Annotated in this window: 13 protein-coding genes; 5 read left to right on the plus strand and 8 right to left on the minus strand. The window is 66.7% G+C overall.

Features of this window, described 5'->3' with window-relative positions; translation table 11 throughout:
- The first annotated feature begins 21 nt into the window (after positions 1-21).
- Positions 22-549: a 2'-5' RNA ligase family protein gene (locus ABDW49_RS21645; protein WP_343615149.1), complete on the plus strand. Its 528-nt coding sequence runs from the start codon at positions 22-24 to the stop codon at positions 547-549.
- Between the two features lie 37 nt (positions 550-586).
- On the opposite strand, the gene ABDW49_RS21650 is transcribed toward ABDW49_RS21645, so the two are convergent.
- From ABDW49_RS21650 to ABDW49_RS21665, 4 genes are all read right to left on the minus strand, one after another.
- Positions 587-1,054 (minus strand): RidA family protein, encoded by a 468-nt coding sequence (locus tag ABDW49_RS21650; RefSeq protein WP_343615150.1) that lies wholly within the window; start codon positions 1,052-1,054, stop codon positions 587-589.
- Between the two features lie 32 nt (positions 1,055-1,086).
- Entirely contained in the window at positions 1,087-2,508 is a 1,422-nt protein-coding gene (locus ABDW49_RS21655; RefSeq protein WP_343615152.1) for an aldehyde dehydrogenase family protein, read from the minus strand.
- Between the two features lie 107 nt (positions 2,509-2,615).
- A complete protein-coding gene (locus ABDW49_RS21660) occupies positions 2,616-3,488 on the minus strand; it encodes an alpha/beta hydrolase (RefSeq protein ID WP_343615154.1) in 873 nt (290 codons plus the stop codon).
- Between the two features lie 23 nt (positions 3,489-3,511).
- Complete coding sequence (locus ABDW49_RS21665; RefSeq protein ID WP_343615156.1) at positions 3,512-4,312, minus strand: SDR family NAD(P)-dependent oxidoreductase; 801 nt, start codon at positions 4,310-4,312, stop codon at positions 3,512-3,514.
- Positions 4,313-4,538: 226 nt separating this feature from the next.
- Here ABDW49_RS21665 and ABDW49_RS21670 point away from each other — a divergent pair, with 226 nt between their 5' ends.
- Positions 4,539-4,976, plus strand: coding sequence for a nuclear transport factor 2 family protein (locus tag ABDW49_RS21670; RefSeq protein WP_343615159.1), 438 nt, complete (start codon positions 4,539-4,541; stop codon positions 4,974-4,976).
- A gap of 148 nt (positions 4,977-5,124) precedes the next feature.
- Positions 5,125-5,571: a DUF1348 family protein gene (locus ABDW49_RS21675; RefSeq protein ID WP_343615161.1), complete on the plus strand. Its 447-nt coding sequence runs from the start codon at positions 5,125-5,127 to the stop codon at positions 5,569-5,571.
- A gap of 9 nt (positions 5,572-5,580) precedes the next feature.
- Here the strand turns inward: ABDW49_RS21675 and ABDW49_RS21680 are convergent, their stop codons facing one another.
- The 3 genes from ABDW49_RS21680 to ABDW49_RS21690 all read right to left on the minus strand — a co-directional run bounded on the left by ABDW49_RS21680 (position 5,581) and on the right by ABDW49_RS21690 (position 12,968).
- Positions 5,581-8,454: a winged helix-turn-helix domain-containing protein gene (locus tag ABDW49_RS21680; protein ID WP_343615162.1), complete on the minus strand. Its 2,874-nt coding sequence runs from the start codon at positions 8,452-8,454 to the stop codon at positions 5,581-5,583.
- A gap of 186 nt (positions 8,455-8,640) precedes the next feature.
- On the minus strand, positions 8,641-9,873 hold the full coding sequence (locus ABDW49_RS21685; protein WP_343615163.1) for an MFS transporter: 1,233 nt from the start codon (positions 9,871-9,873) through the stop codon (positions 8,641-8,643).
- Between the two features lie 155 nt (positions 9,874-10,028).
- A complete protein-coding gene (locus tag ABDW49_RS21690) occupies positions 10,029-12,968 on the minus strand; it encodes a TonB-dependent receptor (RefSeq protein ID WP_343615164.1) in 2,940 nt (979 codons plus the stop codon).
- Between the two features lie 399 nt (positions 12,969-13,367).
- Between ABDW49_RS21690 and ABDW49_RS21695 the strand changes: the two genes are divergently transcribed.
- A complete protein-coding gene (locus tag ABDW49_RS21695; protein ID WP_343615165.1) occupies positions 13,368-14,525 on the plus strand; it encodes a nucleoside hydrolase in 1,158 nt (385 codons plus the stop codon).
- Here the strand turns inward: ABDW49_RS21695 and ABDW49_RS21700 are convergent.
- The gene (locus tag ABDW49_RS21700) at positions 14,447-15,652 is read right to left on the minus strand and encodes an MFS transporter (protein ID WP_343615166.1); all 1,206 of its coding nucleotides are present in this window, start codon (positions 15,650-15,652) and stop codon (positions 14,447-14,449) included. The two genes, ABDW49_RS21695 and ABDW49_RS21700, sit on opposite strands and share 79 nt — an antisense overlap.
- Before the next feature lie 102 nt (positions 15,653-15,754).
- On the opposite strand from ABDW49_RS21700, the gene ABDW49_RS21705 reads away from it, so the two are divergent.
- Entirely contained in the window at positions 15,755-16,759 is a 1,005-nt protein-coding gene (locus ABDW49_RS21705; protein WP_343615167.1) for a LacI family DNA-binding transcriptional regulator, read from the plus strand.
- Positions 16,760-16,767 lie beyond the last annotated feature (8 nt).

Consider the following 16,767-nt stretch of genomic DNA (forward strand, 5'->3'; position numbering starts at 1 on the left):
GCCAGCGAGCATGATGGCGCCATGGCCACCACCACAGCCCCGGATAGGGCCCGCGCTCCCATCATCATCTCGGCGTTGCTGGGGCCGGATGATTTCGGCTGGCTCAACGAGCTGAGGCGGGCCCATTTCCCTCCCGAGCGCAACCAGCTCGACGCGCATCTGACGCTGTTCCACCACCTTCCGCCTTCCATCGAGCCGGAACTCAAACAGCGGCTGAGCCTGCTGACCCGCTGCCGCCCGCCGACGGCCATGGCAGAGGGGATCATCAATCTGGGACGCGGCACCGCCATCCGGATAGGGTCGCCCGCCCTGGCCCTGCTGCGCGAGGAACTGGCCGAGGCCTTTGCCGATCTGCTGATCCCTCAGGACGCCGCCCCATGGCGGCCCCATGTCACGATCCAGAACAAGGTCACGCCGGAAGAGGCCCGCGCGCTTCAGAACCGGCTGGCGCAAGAGTTTCGCGCCCGCCCTGTCCGCATCACCGGCCTTGCGGCATGGTGGTATCGCGGCGGGCCCTGGGAGCTGCTTGCGCGCTACCCCTTCCGCTGAAAGCAGGCGGCCCCGCCAAAGTGTGGCCACCAGCCCCTCAGACCCGAGGCCGGACGGCCACGATCGCATCCACCTCGACAGCGGCGCCCAGCGGCAGGGTGGGGACGCCCACCGCGCTGCGGGCATGGCGACCGGCGTCGTCGAACACGGCCAGCATCAGCTCCGAGGCGCCATTGATCACCTTGGGCTGGTCGACAAAACCTTCCGCCGAATTGACGAAGCCGCCCAGCTTCACGATCCTCTCGACACGGTCGAGCGAGCCCAGCGCCAGACGAAGCTGCGCCAGGATCATCAGCGCGCAGGCCCGCGCCGCCTCCACACCCTGCTCCAGGGCGAGATCCTGCCCGAGGCGGCCCGTCACCAGCCTGCCCTCGATCAACGGCAACTGGCCCGAGACATGGGCAAAGCCGCCCATCTCGACCACGGGAACATAGGCCGCAACGGGCGCAGCGGCTGTCGGCAGGATCAGGCCGAGCCGGGCCAGACGGTTTTCGATCGTGCTCATGGTTCTTCTCCTCAACGATGTGGCTGGAATGGTCAGGCGCCGCCGCTGATCGCCTTGAGTTCAAGGTGATCCTCGATGCCCGACAGGCCATATTCGCGACCGATCCCCGATTCCTTGAAGCCGCCAAAGGGCGCGAGCGGCTCATGCACCAGCCCGTTGATCGCCACCCGCCCGGCATCGAGCCGCGCCGCGATGCCCCGCGCCCGCGCCAGATCGCGGCCCAGCACATAGGCGTGCAGGCCATAGGGCGTGTCATTGGCGATGCGGATGGCGTCCTCGTCATCCTCATAGGCGATCAGGCAGAGCACCGGGCCGAAGATTTCCTCGCGCGCGATGGCCATATCATGGGTGACATCGGCAAAGACGGTGGGGCGGATGAAATAGCCGCGTTCGAGCCCTTCCGGGCGGCCCTCGCCGCCGATGATCGGGCGCGCGCCTTCCTCCAGCCCCCTGCGGATATAGGCGCCGACGCGCTCATATTGCCGCAGGTTGACCAGCGGCCCCAGCGTGGTGCGCGGGTCGCGCGGATCGCCCGGCACGATGGCCTGCGCGGCCTCGACGATGGCGCGGCTGAAGGCCTCGATCCGGCCGCGCTGCACCAGAATGCGTGTGCCCGCGATGCAGGCCTGCCCATTGTTGGTAAAGCCGATGGCCAGCGCCTGCCTTGCCGCCTGCGCCGGATCGGCATCGTCGAGCACGATCGTCGGCGCCTTGCCGCCCAGCTCCAGGGTGACGCGCTGGATGCGCTCCGCGCTCGCCCGCAGGATGCTTTTGCCCACCGGGGTCGAGCCGGTGAAGGAGATCTTGCGGATGCGGGGATCGGCGGTCAGCGCCTCGCCCACCACAGGGCCTAGCCCGGTCACCACATTGATGAGGCCCGACGGGGCGCCGGCGGCGTGGAAGCATTCGGACAGCAGCGAGACCTGCCATGGGCTGAACTCGCTGGGCTTGACCACCACCGGGCAACCGGCGGCCAGCGCTCCGGCCAGCTTGACGCTGATCGCATTGTAGACGCTGTTCCACGGCACGATATGCAGCGCCACGCCGACAGGCTGGGCCACCACCTCGGTCTGGTTGATCCACCGGGTGAAGGGGAAATCCGCCAGCAGCCCTGCCGCGATCCGGAAGTTGGCGGCGGCCAGCCCCGCGCGCCAGCGGGCCTGTTCCACCGGGCCGCCATATTCCTCGATGGTGGCCTGGGTCAGCACATCGGCGCGGGCCTCGACGGCTTCGGCCAGAGCGTTGAGCAGATCGATCCGCTCTGCTTTGGATGAGGCGGCCCACAGGGGGAGCGCGCGGCTCGCCGCATCGACGGCCAGCTTGGCGTCCTGTGCATCGGCGAGGCGCAGGCGGCCGGTCTCCACCTCGCTGGTCGGATCGACAAGAGTCAGCTCCTCGCGCCCGAGTACGGGGCGGAAGGCGCCGTCGATATAGGCCTGATCGAAGATGCGCATGGTCTGGTCTTTCCCAAGGCTGCCCCAAGGCTGTGGGGGGGGGGGGACTCGACCAGAGGCATGACAGATCGCTGCCCGTCATGCCCGTTAGTTGCTGTGAAAGCCTGTTAGCCCGGCCGATGCTTCAGGACGAAAGCACGGATAGACGCCGCGAAATCATCGGCTTGCTCGATATGGGCGAAATGCCCGGCATGGGCGATATCGACCCGTTCCAACCCAACGATTGTCTGCTGCAGCACATCGCCGCAGGCCTTGCCGCAGATGAAATCCTGCGCGCCCACGATGGCGAGGGTCGGCAGATGCTGATCGCGCAGCGTCTCTCTCACATCGAAAGGCGTGTTGTCACCCACCACGAAACTGGCGGTGAGCCCGTCGCGCAGCGTGGCAATCGCCGGGCTCAGCGGATCGGCGAAATAGGCTGGCAACAACCCGCGCATGGCGGCGGTATAGCTGGCATCGTCGCGGATGGACGGGATGGACGCCCATGCGGCGAGAACCTCTGCCGCCAGATCGCGATCCTCATAGGTCGCCGCCGCCTGACGCACCGCCGCATCCGCCGCCTGCATAAAGGCAGGCCCGGTGACGGCAGCGCTGTCATAGAGGATCAGCCCCCGCAGCCGCTCCGGATGGGCCAGGGCATGATGCTGCGCCACAAAGCCGCCATGCGAATGGCCGAGCAGAAAGACATCCCGCAGATCCAGCGCCTTGAGGAAGCCATCAAGCTGCGCGCTGTAACGCTCGACTGTATAGCCTTGCGGATGGGTGCCTAGCCGCCCCGACAGGCCGGTGCCGATCGGTTCGAGATAGACCATCGTCATAAAGGCTTCGAGGCGCGGCATGCGCAGATAGGCCCAGTCGATCCCCGGCCCGCCGGGATGGACCACGCAGACCGGGCCGGACCCGGCGACATGGCAGGATTGGGCGAGGCCCGCGACATCCACCATATGGTGCCCCGGCTGCAGGATGTTTGTCGTCTTCATGGTCTTCCTTTCGGCAACCGGCGTCAGAACGCCGAGCGCACCGTGCCGCCATCCACCCGCAGCGTCGCGCCGCTGACATAGGCGGCCAGTTCGCTGGAGAGATAGGTGACCGCGCCCGCGATCTCCTCCGCGCGGCCAAGGCGGCCGATATCATTGGGCACCATATCCCTGACGCAGCCGCTCTCGATCTTCTCCCAGCTTTCGCCCCAGCCGCGTGCCGGGGCGATCTGCTCCAGCAACTCCTTGACGGCGGGCACCAGAATGGCGCCGGGCGCCACGATGTTCGAGGTGACGCCCGTGTCCTTCAGCCGCCGGGCCAGAGACACCGCCAGATTGTGCCGGGCAGCCAGCGTGGCCTGATAATCGGGCAGTTGCGCGGTCGGCTGCTCGGCAAGGCCGCCGCCGATCTGGATCACCCGCCCCCAGCCGCGCGCGACCATGGCAGGCACCAGAGCCTGGATCATCCGCACTGCCGAGACCACATTGACCTGATAGCTCTCTGCCCAGACCTGCGGGGTGGCGCTGTGCCAGTCGAGATGATGGTAATGGCCGGCATTGTTGACCAGAATATCCACCTCGCCGCCCGAGAGGGCCTGCGCCACCACAGCGGCGGCGCCCTCATCGCTGGCCAGATCGCCGATGGCGACATCGGCCTTGCCGCCGCTGGCGATGATGTCTGCCGCGACCTGCTCGGCGCGTGCGCGGTTGCGGCCATGCACCACCACCGCCGCGCCTTCCGCCGCCAGCATCCGCGCGATGGCCTCGCCCAGACCCGCTGACGCGCCGGTGACCAGAGCACGCCGGTTATCGAGATTCATGTTCATGTCCCATCCTTTCACTGCCAGTGTCCCGCATCAGATGGGGCTGAAGCATTGTCTTGATTAGCCCGGTTAATCTGGATGCGGCATGCAACAATCCGGGACAATGGGGAGGGCATCGCCGCAAGGGAAGGGGAGGTGGGCCGGTCCTAACGCGTCATCACAGCAACTAACGGGTGAAGCGGTTCTGCCAGGCCTATCGAGGCTGGCAGCAGCACCGTGGAGGAAGGCGATGATGGACAGGGCCGAAGAATGGGCGATCTACCGTCTGGCCGCGCGTCTTGCCCAGGCGGGCGATGACCGGGATGAGGCGGCCTATCGCGCCTGTCTGGCCGATGAAGTATGGAGCGGGCCCGCGCATCAGGGCGCCTGCGTTCCGCGTGAGACCTATGCGCGCGATGCGATGGAGCGCCTGTCGCGCACCGTCTGGACCCATCATCTGCTCGCCAATCCGGTGATCGCTGTGGATGAGCGCGGGCGCAGCGCCGATGCGGCCATCGATGTGGTGGTCACCGCCTGCCTTGCCATGGGCGCCATGGGCGAGGAGCCGGGCCGCCGCTTCACCTGCGGCGGGCGTTACGAACTGGGCTTCGAGCGGGGCGCCACAGGCTGGTGCATCAACCGCCGCTTCCTGCGGATCCGCTATCGCCATGGCGAGGCACCGGGCTGAGCAACCGGTCGATCCGTGATCAACTAACAACTCCTAACTGGTCCGCGTGGCAGGCAGCGGGCTAGAACGGCAGCGGAAACATCGGGATCGCGGCGTTCGGCGTGATGGTCATGCGGATCGCTCGTTCCCGGCCAGTTCGGGAACGGGAATGTCCAGCATCAGTCAGGCCGCCCAGATGCTTATTCGTGACGCTGAAAATGCGTGGAACCTCGGCGATCTGGGCGCGATCATCATGAGCAATTCGATCGACTGCTTCTGGCGGGCCCGCGTCCATTTCCTCTGGGGGCGCGAGCAGATCCGCACCCATGTCGAACGCCAGTCGCGGCGCGAGATCGACTTCCACACCATCTTCGAGCCATGGGCGGAAAGCGAGGGGCGCCTCTCCATGCGTTTCGCGTCGGAATTTCGCAATGACAGCGGCACCTGGTTCCGCGCCTATGGCAGCGAGGAGATGGAGTTCGACCGCGCGGGGCTGGTGATCCGCCGCCTGACCGCGGCCAACGAACACCCCATTCAGGACCATGAGCGCGTGTTGCGCTGGCCGGATGGGCGGCGCCCCTCCTCCTTCCCGACCCTGAGCGAACTGGGCTTTTAGGATCGCCGTTTAACGGCGCAATGCCGCCCGGAGTTCTCTGGCGTGGCGCAGATCGGGGGTGTCGGCGCTGTCGGCATCCCGCAGGGCCCGCGCCAGGGCGTGGATGGCCTCGTCCCTCCGGTCCAGCGCCTCAAGGCGGGTGGCCAGAGCGATGGCGGCCTTCACCGCAAAGGCGCGGGCACCCTGACGCAGGGCGATGTCGAGCGCCTCCCGCAGCAGGCCGATGGCGGTCTCGGGAGCATCCTGCATGATCTCGGCCTGCATGCTCAGCAACTCGGCCAGGGCGACCTCCTCGCCGATGGCTTCGCAGCGCAGGATGGTCGAGGCGATCACATCGCGCGCCTCCTGCCGCCGGTCCTCCAGCATCAGGCCGCGCGCCAGCGTGATCGAGAAGGGTGTGGTCAGCAATTCGTAGCGCGCCGCGCGCAGGCGCGCCAGACTGTCCTCGACTTCGGTCAGCGCCTCGCCGCTCCTGCCGCTGCGGATGGCGATCTCGCCGCGAAATCCGGCGGCCGCGACCATATAGGGGCCAAGCGCATTGACCTGAGCGCAGGTGGTGAAGGCCTCCAGCGTCTCTTGCGCCGTCGCGAAATCCTCCATCCAGATATGCAGCGTCAGCGACCAGATCAGCGCGATGCAATGCGTCACCGGATGATCGAGCCGCGAGGCCAGGCTGACCGTCTGCCGGGCCAGACTCGCGGCCTGCTCGGCATGGCCGGAGAGCCACAGCGTGCGGGCCAGCGCGATGCCCGAGCGGTTGCGATGATCGAAGCCATAATGGATCGTGCGGTTGCGGCTGGAGACCGGGCAATGGGCCAGCGAAATCTCCAGCTCCTCACGCGCGCGGCGCTGGTTTCCGGCCAGATGCTGCGAAATGCCCGACAGCGAATAGGCGATGCCGATCGCCTCGGGATCGCCGATCCGCCCGGCGACCCTCACCGCGCGCCCGGCCAGCTCCATGGCGATGGCATAATCGCCGATCCGCTCGTGATAGATATGCAGGCGGCCCAGCATGCGAAGCTGGTTCCAGCGGTCGTCGAGCGCGGTGGCCACCTCCAGCGCGCGGGACAGCGCCTGCCCCGCCACGCGGCTGTTGCCCCGCGTGAACATCAGCGTGATGCCCAGAGCGCCCTGCAGCTCCAGCTCGATCGCGGTGCCGTGGCGGGCCTCGGCCATGTCCTCGAGCGCGCGGGCGCACCAGTTGCGGCACTCGCCCAGATGCGAGAGGTTAAGGAACACCGGCGTGCTGGCGGCGGCCAGACGCACGCCCATGTCACGATCCCCCTCGGGCCCGAAGCACCATTCCAGCGCGCTGCAGATGTTGCCCACCTGCTGGCGCAGCGGCTGCGTGTCCGGCATCAGGCTCTCCTCCTCGCCGGAGACCGCCCCCAGCTCGGCCAGGAAGAAACCGGCATGGCGGGCGGCGGACTGGTTGAAAGCTTCCGCCCCGCGCAGCCGCAGCTTTTCGCGCGCATAGGCGCGGGTCATTTCCAGCAGGCGGTAAATGCTGCCGTCGGGCGAAAGCTTGGGCGCGATCAGCGATTTGGCGGTCAGCGAGAACAAGGCGGAGACCACGGCCTCGCTGTCCAGCATGTCATCGGCGGCCACGGCCAGCGCGGCATCGATGGAGAAGGGGCCGACGAAGACCGAGAGCCTTTCTAGCACGATGCGTTCCACCGCGCCGAGCAGGCCGTAGCTCCAGTCGAGCATGGCCTGAAGCGTCTGCTGGCGCGGCAAGGCGGTGCGGCGGCCGGCCCAGCCAAGGCTGAAACGTTCCCCCAGCTCGCGGGCGGTGGCGTGAATGCCATGGGTGGCGACGCGCACCGCCGCCAGCTCGATCGGCAGCGCCATGCCGTCCAGACGGCGGCAGATGCCCGCGATAAGCTGGACGGCCTCCTCGTCGATGGTCAGGGCGGTGTCGGCGGCGCAGGCGCGGTCGTGGAACAGTTGCACGGCGGGATAGGCCAGGATCTCCCGAGCGGAGAGCGCGTCTGTCTCCTCCGGGCAGGCCAGCGCGTTGAGGCGATGGATATGTTCGCCGCGCACCCGCAGCGGCTCGCGCGAGGTGGCCAGAATGCGGACATGCGGCGCGGCCTCGATCAGCCGTTCGACCAGATGGGCGACCTCCTCGATCAGATGCTCACAATTGTCGAGCAGCAGCAGGATCGGATGCTCGCGCATATGGCCCAGGATCACGGCGAGCGGATCGTCGCTCTGCACGACGATGCCCATCGCGCTGGCGATCATGCCGGGCACCAGCGCGGCATTTTCCAGCAGGCTGAAATCGACAAAGGCGACATGGCCCTGAAAGGCCGGGGCCAGCACATGCCCCATCTCGACGCCCAGCGAGGTCTTGCCCACGCCGCCCGGCCCCACGATGGTGAAAAGCTGCGTGTCGATCACCCGCTCGCTCAAAAGCCGCACGTCATGCTCGCGCCCGATCAGCAAGGGCATGCGCGGCGGCAGATGGCGTGTGTTCGTTGCCGGCGTTTCGGTCAGCAGCGGCATGGGCAGGCCGGCGCGCACCATCGCCTGCCGCTCGACCTTGGCGACAAAGGCATAGCCCACGCCCACCTGCGTCGCGATGTAGCGGGCGCCGCCCTTGCCTTCGCCCAGCAGCTTGCGCAGCCCGGCCATATGGAAGCGCAGGCTGCCATCCTCGACCACCACATCGCTCCACACGCGGTTGAGCAGCTCGCGCTTGGACCAGACCCGACCGGGCTGCTCGGTTAGCACGATCAGCAGGTCGAGCGAGCGCCCGCCGATCTCCACCGGCGCGCCATGCATCGTCAGCAGGCGCTCGCGCGGGGACAGGGCGAAGGGGCCGAAAGAGATCCGGTCGCGGGGCCGGTCATGAAGGAGTGGCGTCTCCGTATCCGTCATGGCGGGGTCAGGCCCGTGATAGCGATCGCCAGGACAGAGGCAGAGCCGGATGATGGGCGCGGCATGGCGGTCTTCCTTCAGCGTGTGCGAGTGGTTGTTCTGATAGACCTTTTGTCGAAGCAGGGGTGTTAGACTGTGTGATGCACTGTGAGCATGAACGTGAGCGTGAACGTGAGCATAAGCGGTTCAGGCAGGCTGGCGGGCGGAGAAATCCACGCCTCTGGTTTCCCGGAGCAGCACGACCGCCAGCAGCACGATCAGATAGGCGCCCGCGACATAGAGCCCGATGGCATGGCGAAAGCCCAGCGTGGCCATGCTGCTGCCGATCGCCAGCGGGGTGATCCCGGCCAGAGCGCGCCCCACATTGTAGCAGAAGCCCAGCCCCGAACCGCGCAAGGGTGTGGGATAGATCTCGGTCAGCACCGGCCCCACGGTGCTGAAGATCCCTAGCGTGAACAGGCCCAGCATGGGGGTGAGCGCCAGCAGTTGCAGGTCCGAAAGCGGCAGGCGGGTGATCGCCAGCACCGTGACCAGACCCCCGCATGTGAAGGTGCCCAGCGTGGCCCGCCGTCCGGCACGGTCATTGAGCCATGCCCCCAGCCCATAGCCGCCCAGCGAGCCGCCGACCAGCGCGGCCATATGCAGCCCGGTCTGCGCGGGGGAGAGGCCCCGCTCCAGCCGCAGCATCGTGGGCCACCAGGTGGCGATCGCCCAATAGCCGCCATGCGCGCCGGTCGCCAGCAGGCTGCCCTTGAGCGTGTCGAGGCGCAGGCCCCGCGCGAAAATGCCGTGCCAGCGGTGCCGCGTGGCGCTCTGCTGGAAGATCGGCGCATCGGACAGGCGCAGGCGCAAGGGGAAGATCATCAGCGCCGGGATCAGCGTCAGGGCGAAGCTGACGCGCCAGCCCGGCTCGGGCGGCAGCCATGTGAGGGCCAGAGCGGTCGATCCGGCGGCCAGCGCCCAGCCCACGCTCCATGCGCTTTGCAGCGTGCCCAGCAGGCGGCCCCGCACGGCGGAGGGGGCGATCTCGCTCATGAAGACGACGCCCACGGCCCATTCCGCCCCGAAGCCGAAGCCCTGCACCAGCCTTGCCCACAGCAACTGGTCATAGTTTTGCGCCAGACCGCACAGCAGCGTGGAGATCGCCAGCCACAGGATCGAGACGCGCAGGATGCGGATGCGCCCGATCCGGTCGGACAATGCCCCGGCCAGCCAGCCCCCGGCCGACCCCGCCAGCAGCACCGTCGAGGCCAGCAGCCCGGCGCTCGACGGGGTGAGGTGCCACAGCGCCAGCAAGGTGGGCAGCACAAAGGCATAGAGCTGCACATTCATCGCATCGATGACAAAGCCGGTGTAGGAGCTGCGGAAGGCCGCGCGCCCCTCACCGTCCAGCCCGCGATGCCATGAGAGGAGGCTCATGATGCCGCCCTCATGCCCAGCCGCTCTTCCCGCATGCGATCCTCTCCCTTGGCAACCGGCCTGCCCCGATCAGGCTAAGCCGAAAGATGCCGCATAGGGAGATGCAGGATCCGGGACAATGATAGGTGCATGCGGGCAGGTCAGTTTGCTCCCGATCAGAATTTCGCCGTCAGCCCCGCGAACAGCGTGCGGCCCAGCACATCATACAGGCCGGGGAAGGTGTTGGCATTGCCATATTGCGAGGCGACGCCAAGGTTGTTGGAATCGAGCAGCGGCGAGTCCTTGTCGAACAGATTGGTCACGCCCATGCGCAGGGTGAAGCGCCGCATCACCGGCACGGAGGCCGCCAGATCGAAATAGCTGTAGGCCGCGATGCGCGCATCGGCCAGATCCTTCGCGCCCGCCGTCACCCCGCTGAAGGCCGGATTGCCAGCATTGATGTCCACCGTGCTGGAGCCGATGTAGCGCCAGCTCAGCGACAGCGTGGCCTGCCATGGCGTTTCCCAGCTCAGGCGGGCATTGTGGCGCCATGTCGGGGTGGGCACGCCGCAGGTCGGGCCATAGAGGCCCGCGCAATCATAGGAGGGCTGGCCGGGCAGGGGAGAGACCTGCTGCTTGCGGTTCCAGGTGCCGTTCATGCTCAGGGCCAGCGCGCCCAGATGGCGGGCGCCGAGCCGGTCGAGATCGAGGCGATAGGCCGCCGCAACATCCAGCCCCGCCGTATGCAGGAAGCCGGTGTTGACATTGGTGTTGACGATATAGCCGCCCGTCGTGGCCAGACTGCCCGTGGCATCGCGCTTGATGAAGCTGCAATAGAAGGGCGAGCCATTCGTCAGGCACTGCGAGAAGGCCAGCGCGGCGGGAACCGTGCCGATCAGATTGTTGACCTTGATGTCGTAATAGTCGAGCGAGAGCGACAGGCCCGGAATGCTGCGCGGGGTCAGCACCATGCCGGCGGTGAAGGTGTCGGCGGTCTCGGGCTTGAGTGCCAGATTGCCGCCGACCAGCGCGCTGCAGAAGTTGGAGGTGCAATCGGCGATCCGCCCATATTGCGCCGCCGTCACCCCGGTGTTGGCGCATTGCGCCAGCGAGGCGGTGGGGGCGTTCCCTGCGCAGCTATCGGTGACCGAGACCGTCGAGCGGCTGGTCGCGGCGAACAGCTCCTGCACATTGGGCGCGCGCACCGCGCGGTTGTAGCCGCCCCGGAACATCACATCGCGCGAGGGCGCGTAGGAGAGCGTCGCCTTATAGGTGCTGGCCCCGCCCGCGAAATTGTAATGCGAATAGCGATAGGCGAGATCGAGCGAGAGATCATGCAGCAGCGGCCTGTCGCTGGCGAGCGGGATCAGCGTCTCGACAAAGGCCTCGGCAACATGGGTGCTGCCCGAAGTGGGCGAGACGATGCCGAAACCCGCCAGATCGCCGCTCAGGAAATTGGGGCTGACCTGCAGCGAGACGCTGTCGCGCCGGTATTCCCCGCCGATCGCCAGTGAGATCGGATGCTGGGCCAGCGGGCTCTGCAGGCCCATGCGGCCCAGATCGCCGTTGATCGTGCCGCTGAGCACGGTCTGCGTCACCGTGCCGTTCTGGCTGCCGCTGGCGAAGATGTAATCCGCCGCTGCGGTGCTGATCTGGCCAAGCTGGAAAATGTTGAGCGGCGCGCATCCGGCATTCCCGGAAATGCAGCTCGCCGTGCCATTCACGTTGCGGACCTGCAGCGCATCCTGCACGCGCGAGACCGAAATGTCGTTGGTTGCGGTGTTGTGATAATCGACGATGCCATATTGCACATAGGCATCGTAGCTCCAGCCGCCGCCAAGCTGTCCCTTGGCGCCGCCGAGCAGGCGATAGTCGGTGTGGCGGATGCTGTAGTAACGCTCGCGCCCCGGCACCACGACGCGCTTGCCGATGGTGCCGCTCCACGAGGAACCGGCGCGCCCGGCATTGGCGCCGCACAATTGCCCGGCCTGGGCGGCGGTCAGCAGCGGATTGTCGCAATTGATGGTGTAGGTGCTGCTGGAGACGATGCCGCCGGGCGCCAGTTGCGCGCGGTTGGTGTCATCCATGAACATCACATCGGCATAGGCTTCGAAGGCCGGGCTGAAGGCGTAATGGGCGAAAGCGCCTGCGGTGTAACGCTCGTCGGCGCGCTGGAGATAGACAGTCTCGGCCGAATTGTAGGCCAGCGATCCGGTGTAGGGCACGAAGCTGGCCGTGCCGTTGGGATTGGCGGCCAGACCACTGCCCGTGCCGCCGGTGCGGAACCGGCCATAGGCGCTGGTGCTGGAGCCCGAGCAGGCATGGGTGTCGAACGGCTGCGAGACGGTGGTGGTGCCATAGTTGCAGGCGGCAAAATCGCGGTCGGCATCCCCAACCGGGTCGGTGTGGCGATAGCCGACATAGGCGGTGATGTTGCCGCGCCCATCCGCCGTGTTGGCGCCAAAGGCGATGGTGGCGTTATGGGTGAAGCCGTCGAACTTGTTGCCCGGAACCTTCACGCCGAAATCGCGCAATTTCTGCTGGGCGGCGGCGTTGTTGTTGTCATGCTGATCGGCGGAAAACTGGTAATCGACCAGAAAGCCCTTCAGATTGCGCTTCATCTTGAAGTTGACCACGCCCGCCACCGCGTCGGAGCCATAGGCCGTCGAGGCGCCGCCGGTCAGCACCTCGACAGAGGAAATCAGCGCGGCGGGGATGAAGTTGAGGTCGGCATAGGGCGCGACCGGGTCGCCCGGCATCAGGCGGCGCCCGTCGATCATCACCTGCGTGCGGGCCGGGCCCAGATTGCGCAGATTGACCGTGGCGATGCCCGGCGTGCCGAAGGTCGACTGCGCACTGCTGTTGCTGGCCGAGACCTGAGGCAGCGTGTTGAGCAGATTCTCGATGTTGGTGGTGCCGCGCACCGCCACATCCTTGTCGGAGAGCGAGAGCAGCGGGCTGGTGCTGGTAAGGTTGGGTGCCTTGATGCGCGACCCCGTCACCAGAATCTCGGGCTGGGCCTGCGTTTCGGCGGGCACGTTTTGGGCCGAGGCATGGCCGCAGAGTCCGATGGCCAGGGCCGCAGCCGAGGCCGTTAACACGACACGATAGTTCATCCGGTTTCCCCACATACTTGATCGAACCACCTGCCGCCGCCCCGGGGGCTTTACCTCAACGTCTTGGCCTCGATGCAGCCTGACGTCTGCCGGGCGGGCATGGCCCACCCGGTTGGTCGCTCAGCACGGTGACTTGATAAAACGTTTTAGTCAACAAGGTTTCACGATGATGACAGTTGCGGGATCTCTTCTTCCGTTGCGCAGATGATCCATGATTTCGCGCCAAATTTTTTTGCGGACTCGAAAATTTTTGAAAAAACGTTTTACATAAATCAGGCAAAGCGGTCATAGATATCGCTGCCGGGGCGGGGCCTTGGGCAAGAGGGGCATCCCTCCGCCCTCAAGGCTCGCCCGCAACAGATTCGGCCAACAGATGCGGCATGGAAGAGAGGAAACACCGTGCGCGGGCTTTTTGCGCCAATCCTGCTGTTGGCTCTTTCCGCCGGACCGGCGCTGGCCAAAGCCGCGCCCGAGCAGCCGGTCATCTACGACAATGACTGGAGCGTCACCGATGGCGGCTATGTCGCCCAGCCCTCGCTGATGCCGCTGCTGACCAGCCCGTCGCATCGCCTGTTGGCGCTCACCACCGTCAGCGGCGATTTCTGGCGCGATGAGGGGACGGTGTCGGTGCTGCGCTTTCTTGAGATCGTTGGTGCGGGGGCGCTGCCCGTGGCCAGGGGCGCGGCCTTCCCGCTGGTCAACAGTGCCGAGCGTCATCGCCTGTGGCAGCAGCGTTTCGGCGCCATCCCCTGGAGCGGTTCCTGGAACGCCCCCAGCGTGCAGGCGGATGCTCACCCTGACGATCCATGGGCGATTATTCCTCCTAGGGAAGGCATGCCCCGCCTGACAGCCTCCGCCATGACCGCCTCGGCGACGCTGATTGCAGCCGTCCATGCGCAGCCCCATCAGGTGACGATCTATGCCGAGGGGCCGCTGACCAACATCGCTCTGGCGATCCGGCTCGATCCGGAATTTTCCAGACTTGCCAAGGGTATCGTCATTCAGGGCAGCAATGCGGCCAGCGATCATGACGATGGATCACGCCCGGTGGAGTTCAACATCCTCTACGATCCCGAGGCGGCGGATATCGTGCTGCGCGCGCCATGGGCACAACTGCTGCTGATCGGCGAGGCAGCCAACCGCACGCTGATGACGCTCGCCCTGCTCGAGAGGATCAAGGCCATCGACACGCCCGCCGCGCGCTATGCCGCCGCCAATGCGGGTATGGATATGCCACTGTGGTCGGAACTGGGCGCGGCCATCATGGTGGACCCGGCGATCGTCACCAGTTCGGTTCAGGCGGTGGTGCAGGTCGATCTGAGCCATGGCCCGACCTATGGCCGCACGCGGACATGGCCGGTCGGCTCGGATCAGGTGCCGGAGCGGGGGCTGGGCACGGCAAGGGTCGTGACCGGCATCGATCAGGACCGCTTCCTGAAAACCTATCTGGCGTCTCTGGCGGCCAGGGTGCGCCCGATTTATGCGGGCGCCCTGAACCGCCGCAGCATCAGCGCCCCGCCCCCGCCAGCGCCGCACAGGCCCGCCATCAGGAGATAGGCGACCGCCGGATCGCGGGCAAAGGGCAGGCCCAGCAAAGCCGTGACCAGCCCGATCACCACGCCATGCACCAGAGCGGCAAAGACGCCGATGGCCAGGGGCGCCACATCATCGGGCACCATGGCCTTCACCATGCGCAAGCCCCCCAGCAGGGTGGCGGCAAAGCTCAGCCCGTGCAGCAGTTGCAGGGCAAAGAGCAGCGCCAGTGGCGGATCGAAGGCGGTGATGCTCCAGCGGATCAGACCGCCGCCCGCACCCAGCAGGATCAGGCGGCGGGCGCCGCTGGTGTCTCCGGATTGGCTGAAGCCTGAAAAAACACTGATTTCCGCCGCCACGCCCGTGGCCCACAGCAGGCCCAGCGTGGCCGAGGAATAGCCCAGATCCCGCGACCAGTGCAGATTGCTGAAGGTGTAGTAATAGGCATGCCCCGCATTGATCAGCGCCACCGACAGCATCACCGCCCACAGGCCGGCGCTGCGCAAGGGGCTGGCGCTGCCGGTGCTGACGCGCGGCGCTGGCTGGGTGGGCGCAAGGGACAAGGGCAGGGCGGTCAGCAGCGCCCCCGCCAGCAGGCCCAGCAAGGCGGCCAGTTCGACCGGCACCACGCAGGCCACACCGATCCTGTCGATCAGCCAGCCCACGCCAAGCGTCGCCATGGCAAAGCCCGCCGAGCCTGTGGCTCTGATCCTGCCGTACCATGGGCTGGCCTTCTCCAGCGCGATGGCATCGATCAGGGGGATGGCCGCGCCGGTGAACAGTGCTCCTGTCAGCGCGATGCCCAGCAGAGCGCCGGGCGAGGGCGCCAGCATCAGCGCCGCCGTGCAGCCCAGCCCGCCGAGCGTCGTGACCAGCAAGGCGGGCGTCCTGCCGATCCGCAGCGCCGCATAGGGCAGCAGCGCCTGACCGATCGTCGCCCCGATCAGCAAAGCGGTGGCGATGGCGGCGATCCAGTTGCTTTGCAGCCCCTTTTGCGCCAGCCACAGTGAAAAATAAGGCGTGGCCGTGCCGAGGAAAAAGAAATAGGCAAAGGACGATAAGGCGATTCCAAGAACTGGCCCGAAAGCCGGGCCGACGGGCTGCCGACTGGGAATGGCAGTCTGGCAGATGGTTTCGTTGGATGTGCTCATGGTGTCCTGGCGGTGTCGTTCCAGACGAAAGCCGGCATATCGTCAAGCGTCGAATCCGTGTAGCGAGTCCTGCCGCCCGGCGACAGGCCGGGATGAATTGAGGTGAGCGTGGAACAAACGCGGCGTTTGACGATCAGGGATGTGGCAAAAAAGGCGGGTGTGTCCACCGCGACGGTCTCCAACGCCCTCAATGATGTGCGCGGTGTGGGCGCCGATGTGCGCGAGCGGGTGCTGGCCGCCGCCAGGGAACTGGGCTATCGCCCCAATGTCGCCGCGCAGGCCACGCGCACCGGTCGCACGCGGCAGATGGCCTTTATCACCCCCGATCTGACCAATCCTTTCTATCCTCGTCTGGCCCGCGCCGTGGCCAATGCAGCGCGGGCGGCCGGCTATGCGCTGCTGCTGGTCGACACGCAGGATGGCGAGGCCGAACTGGCCTGCATCGAGCAGATCGCCCGCCACGATGTCGACGGCATTCTGTGGTGCCCGGCCACGGGCGAGGATGTGCTGGCGCGCAACCGGCTGGGCGCGCCGGTGGTGGTCATCGATGACAACCATATCGGGCGCGACAGCATCGCGGCCAATTACCGCATGAGCAGCGCTCTGGTGGCGGGCCATGTCGCGGCCTGCGGCTATAAGCGGATCGGCATGCTGTCGGGGCCTTTGTCGATTTTCGCCGCCAAGCTGCGCCGCGCGGAATTTATCGCCAGTCTGGCGCAGGGCGAGGAGGTGGTGTGGGAGGTGTTCCAGCCTTTCCATCAGGACCTCAACGAGGCCGCGCGTGAGGCGATCTTGCGCAATGAGGTGGATGTGATCGTCTGCTGCGACGATGTGATGGCGGCCGCCTGCATCCAGTTGGCGCTGGATCATGGACTGTCGGTGCCGGGCGATGTCGCGGTGATTGGCCACGATGATATGCCGATCGCCACGTTGATCCGGCCCAAGCTGACCACGGTGCGCCAGCCGCTGGATGCCATCGGCAGCGAGGCTGTGCGTATGATGATCGAGCGCATCGAGGAGCCCCAGCGCGCCAACCGCAGCACGGCCATCGATGTTGAGTTGATCGTGCGGGGTTCGAGTTTTCCGGGCGACCAGCGTCCGGCGTGACGGATCGT

It is taken from the genome of Novosphingobium sp., assembly GCF_039595395.1.
Taxonomy (GTDB): Bacteria; Pseudomonadota; Alphaproteobacteria; order Sphingomonadales; family Sphingomonadaceae; genus Novosphingobium.

Bases quoted from the DNA above. Each gene is read 5' to 3' on its own strand.
- ABDW49_RS21660 (WP_343615154.1), bottom strand. From the start codon at position 3,488: ATGAAGACGACAAACATCCTGCAGCCGGGGCACCATATGGTGGATGTC.
- ABDW49_RS21675 (WP_343615161.1), top strand. From the start codon at position 5,125: ATGTCCAGCATCAGTCAGGCCGCCCAGATGCTTATTCGTGACGCTGAA.
- ABDW49_RS21665 (WP_343615156.1), bottom strand. From the start codon at position 4,312: ATGAACATGAATCTCGATAACCGGCGTGCTCTGGTCACCGGCGCGTCA.
- ABDW49_RS21655 (WP_343615152.1), bottom strand. From the start codon at position 2,508: ATGCGCATCTTCGATCAGGCCTATATCGACGGCGCCTTCCGCCCCGTA.
- ABDW49_RS21680 (WP_343615162.1), bottom strand. From the start codon at position 8,454: ATGACGGATACGGAGACGCCACTCCTTCATGACCGGCCCCGCGACCGG.
- ABDW49_RS21685 (WP_343615163.1), bottom strand. From the start codon at position 9,873: ATGAGCCTCCTCTCATGGCATCGCGGGCTGGACGGTGAGGGGCGCGCG.
- ABDW49_RS21700 (WP_343615166.1), bottom strand. From the start codon at position 15,652: ATGAGCACATCCAACGAAACCATCTGCCAGACTGCCATTCCCAGTCGG.
- ABDW49_RS21670 (WP_343615159.1), top strand. From the start codon at position 4,539: ATGATGGACAGGGCCGAAGAATGGGCGATCTACCGTCTGGCCGCGCGT.
- ABDW49_RS21650 (WP_343615150.1), bottom strand. From the start codon at position 1,054: ATGAGCACGATCGAAAACCGTCTGGCCCGGCTCGGCCTGATCCTGCCG.
- ABDW49_RS21645 (WP_343615149.1), top strand. From the start codon at position 22: ATGGCCACCACCACAGCCCCGGATAGGGCCCGCGCTCCCATCATCATC.
- ABDW49_RS21690 (WP_343615164.1), bottom strand. From the start codon at position 12,968: ATGAACTATCGTGTCGTGTTAACGGCCTCGGCTGCGGCCCTGGCCATC.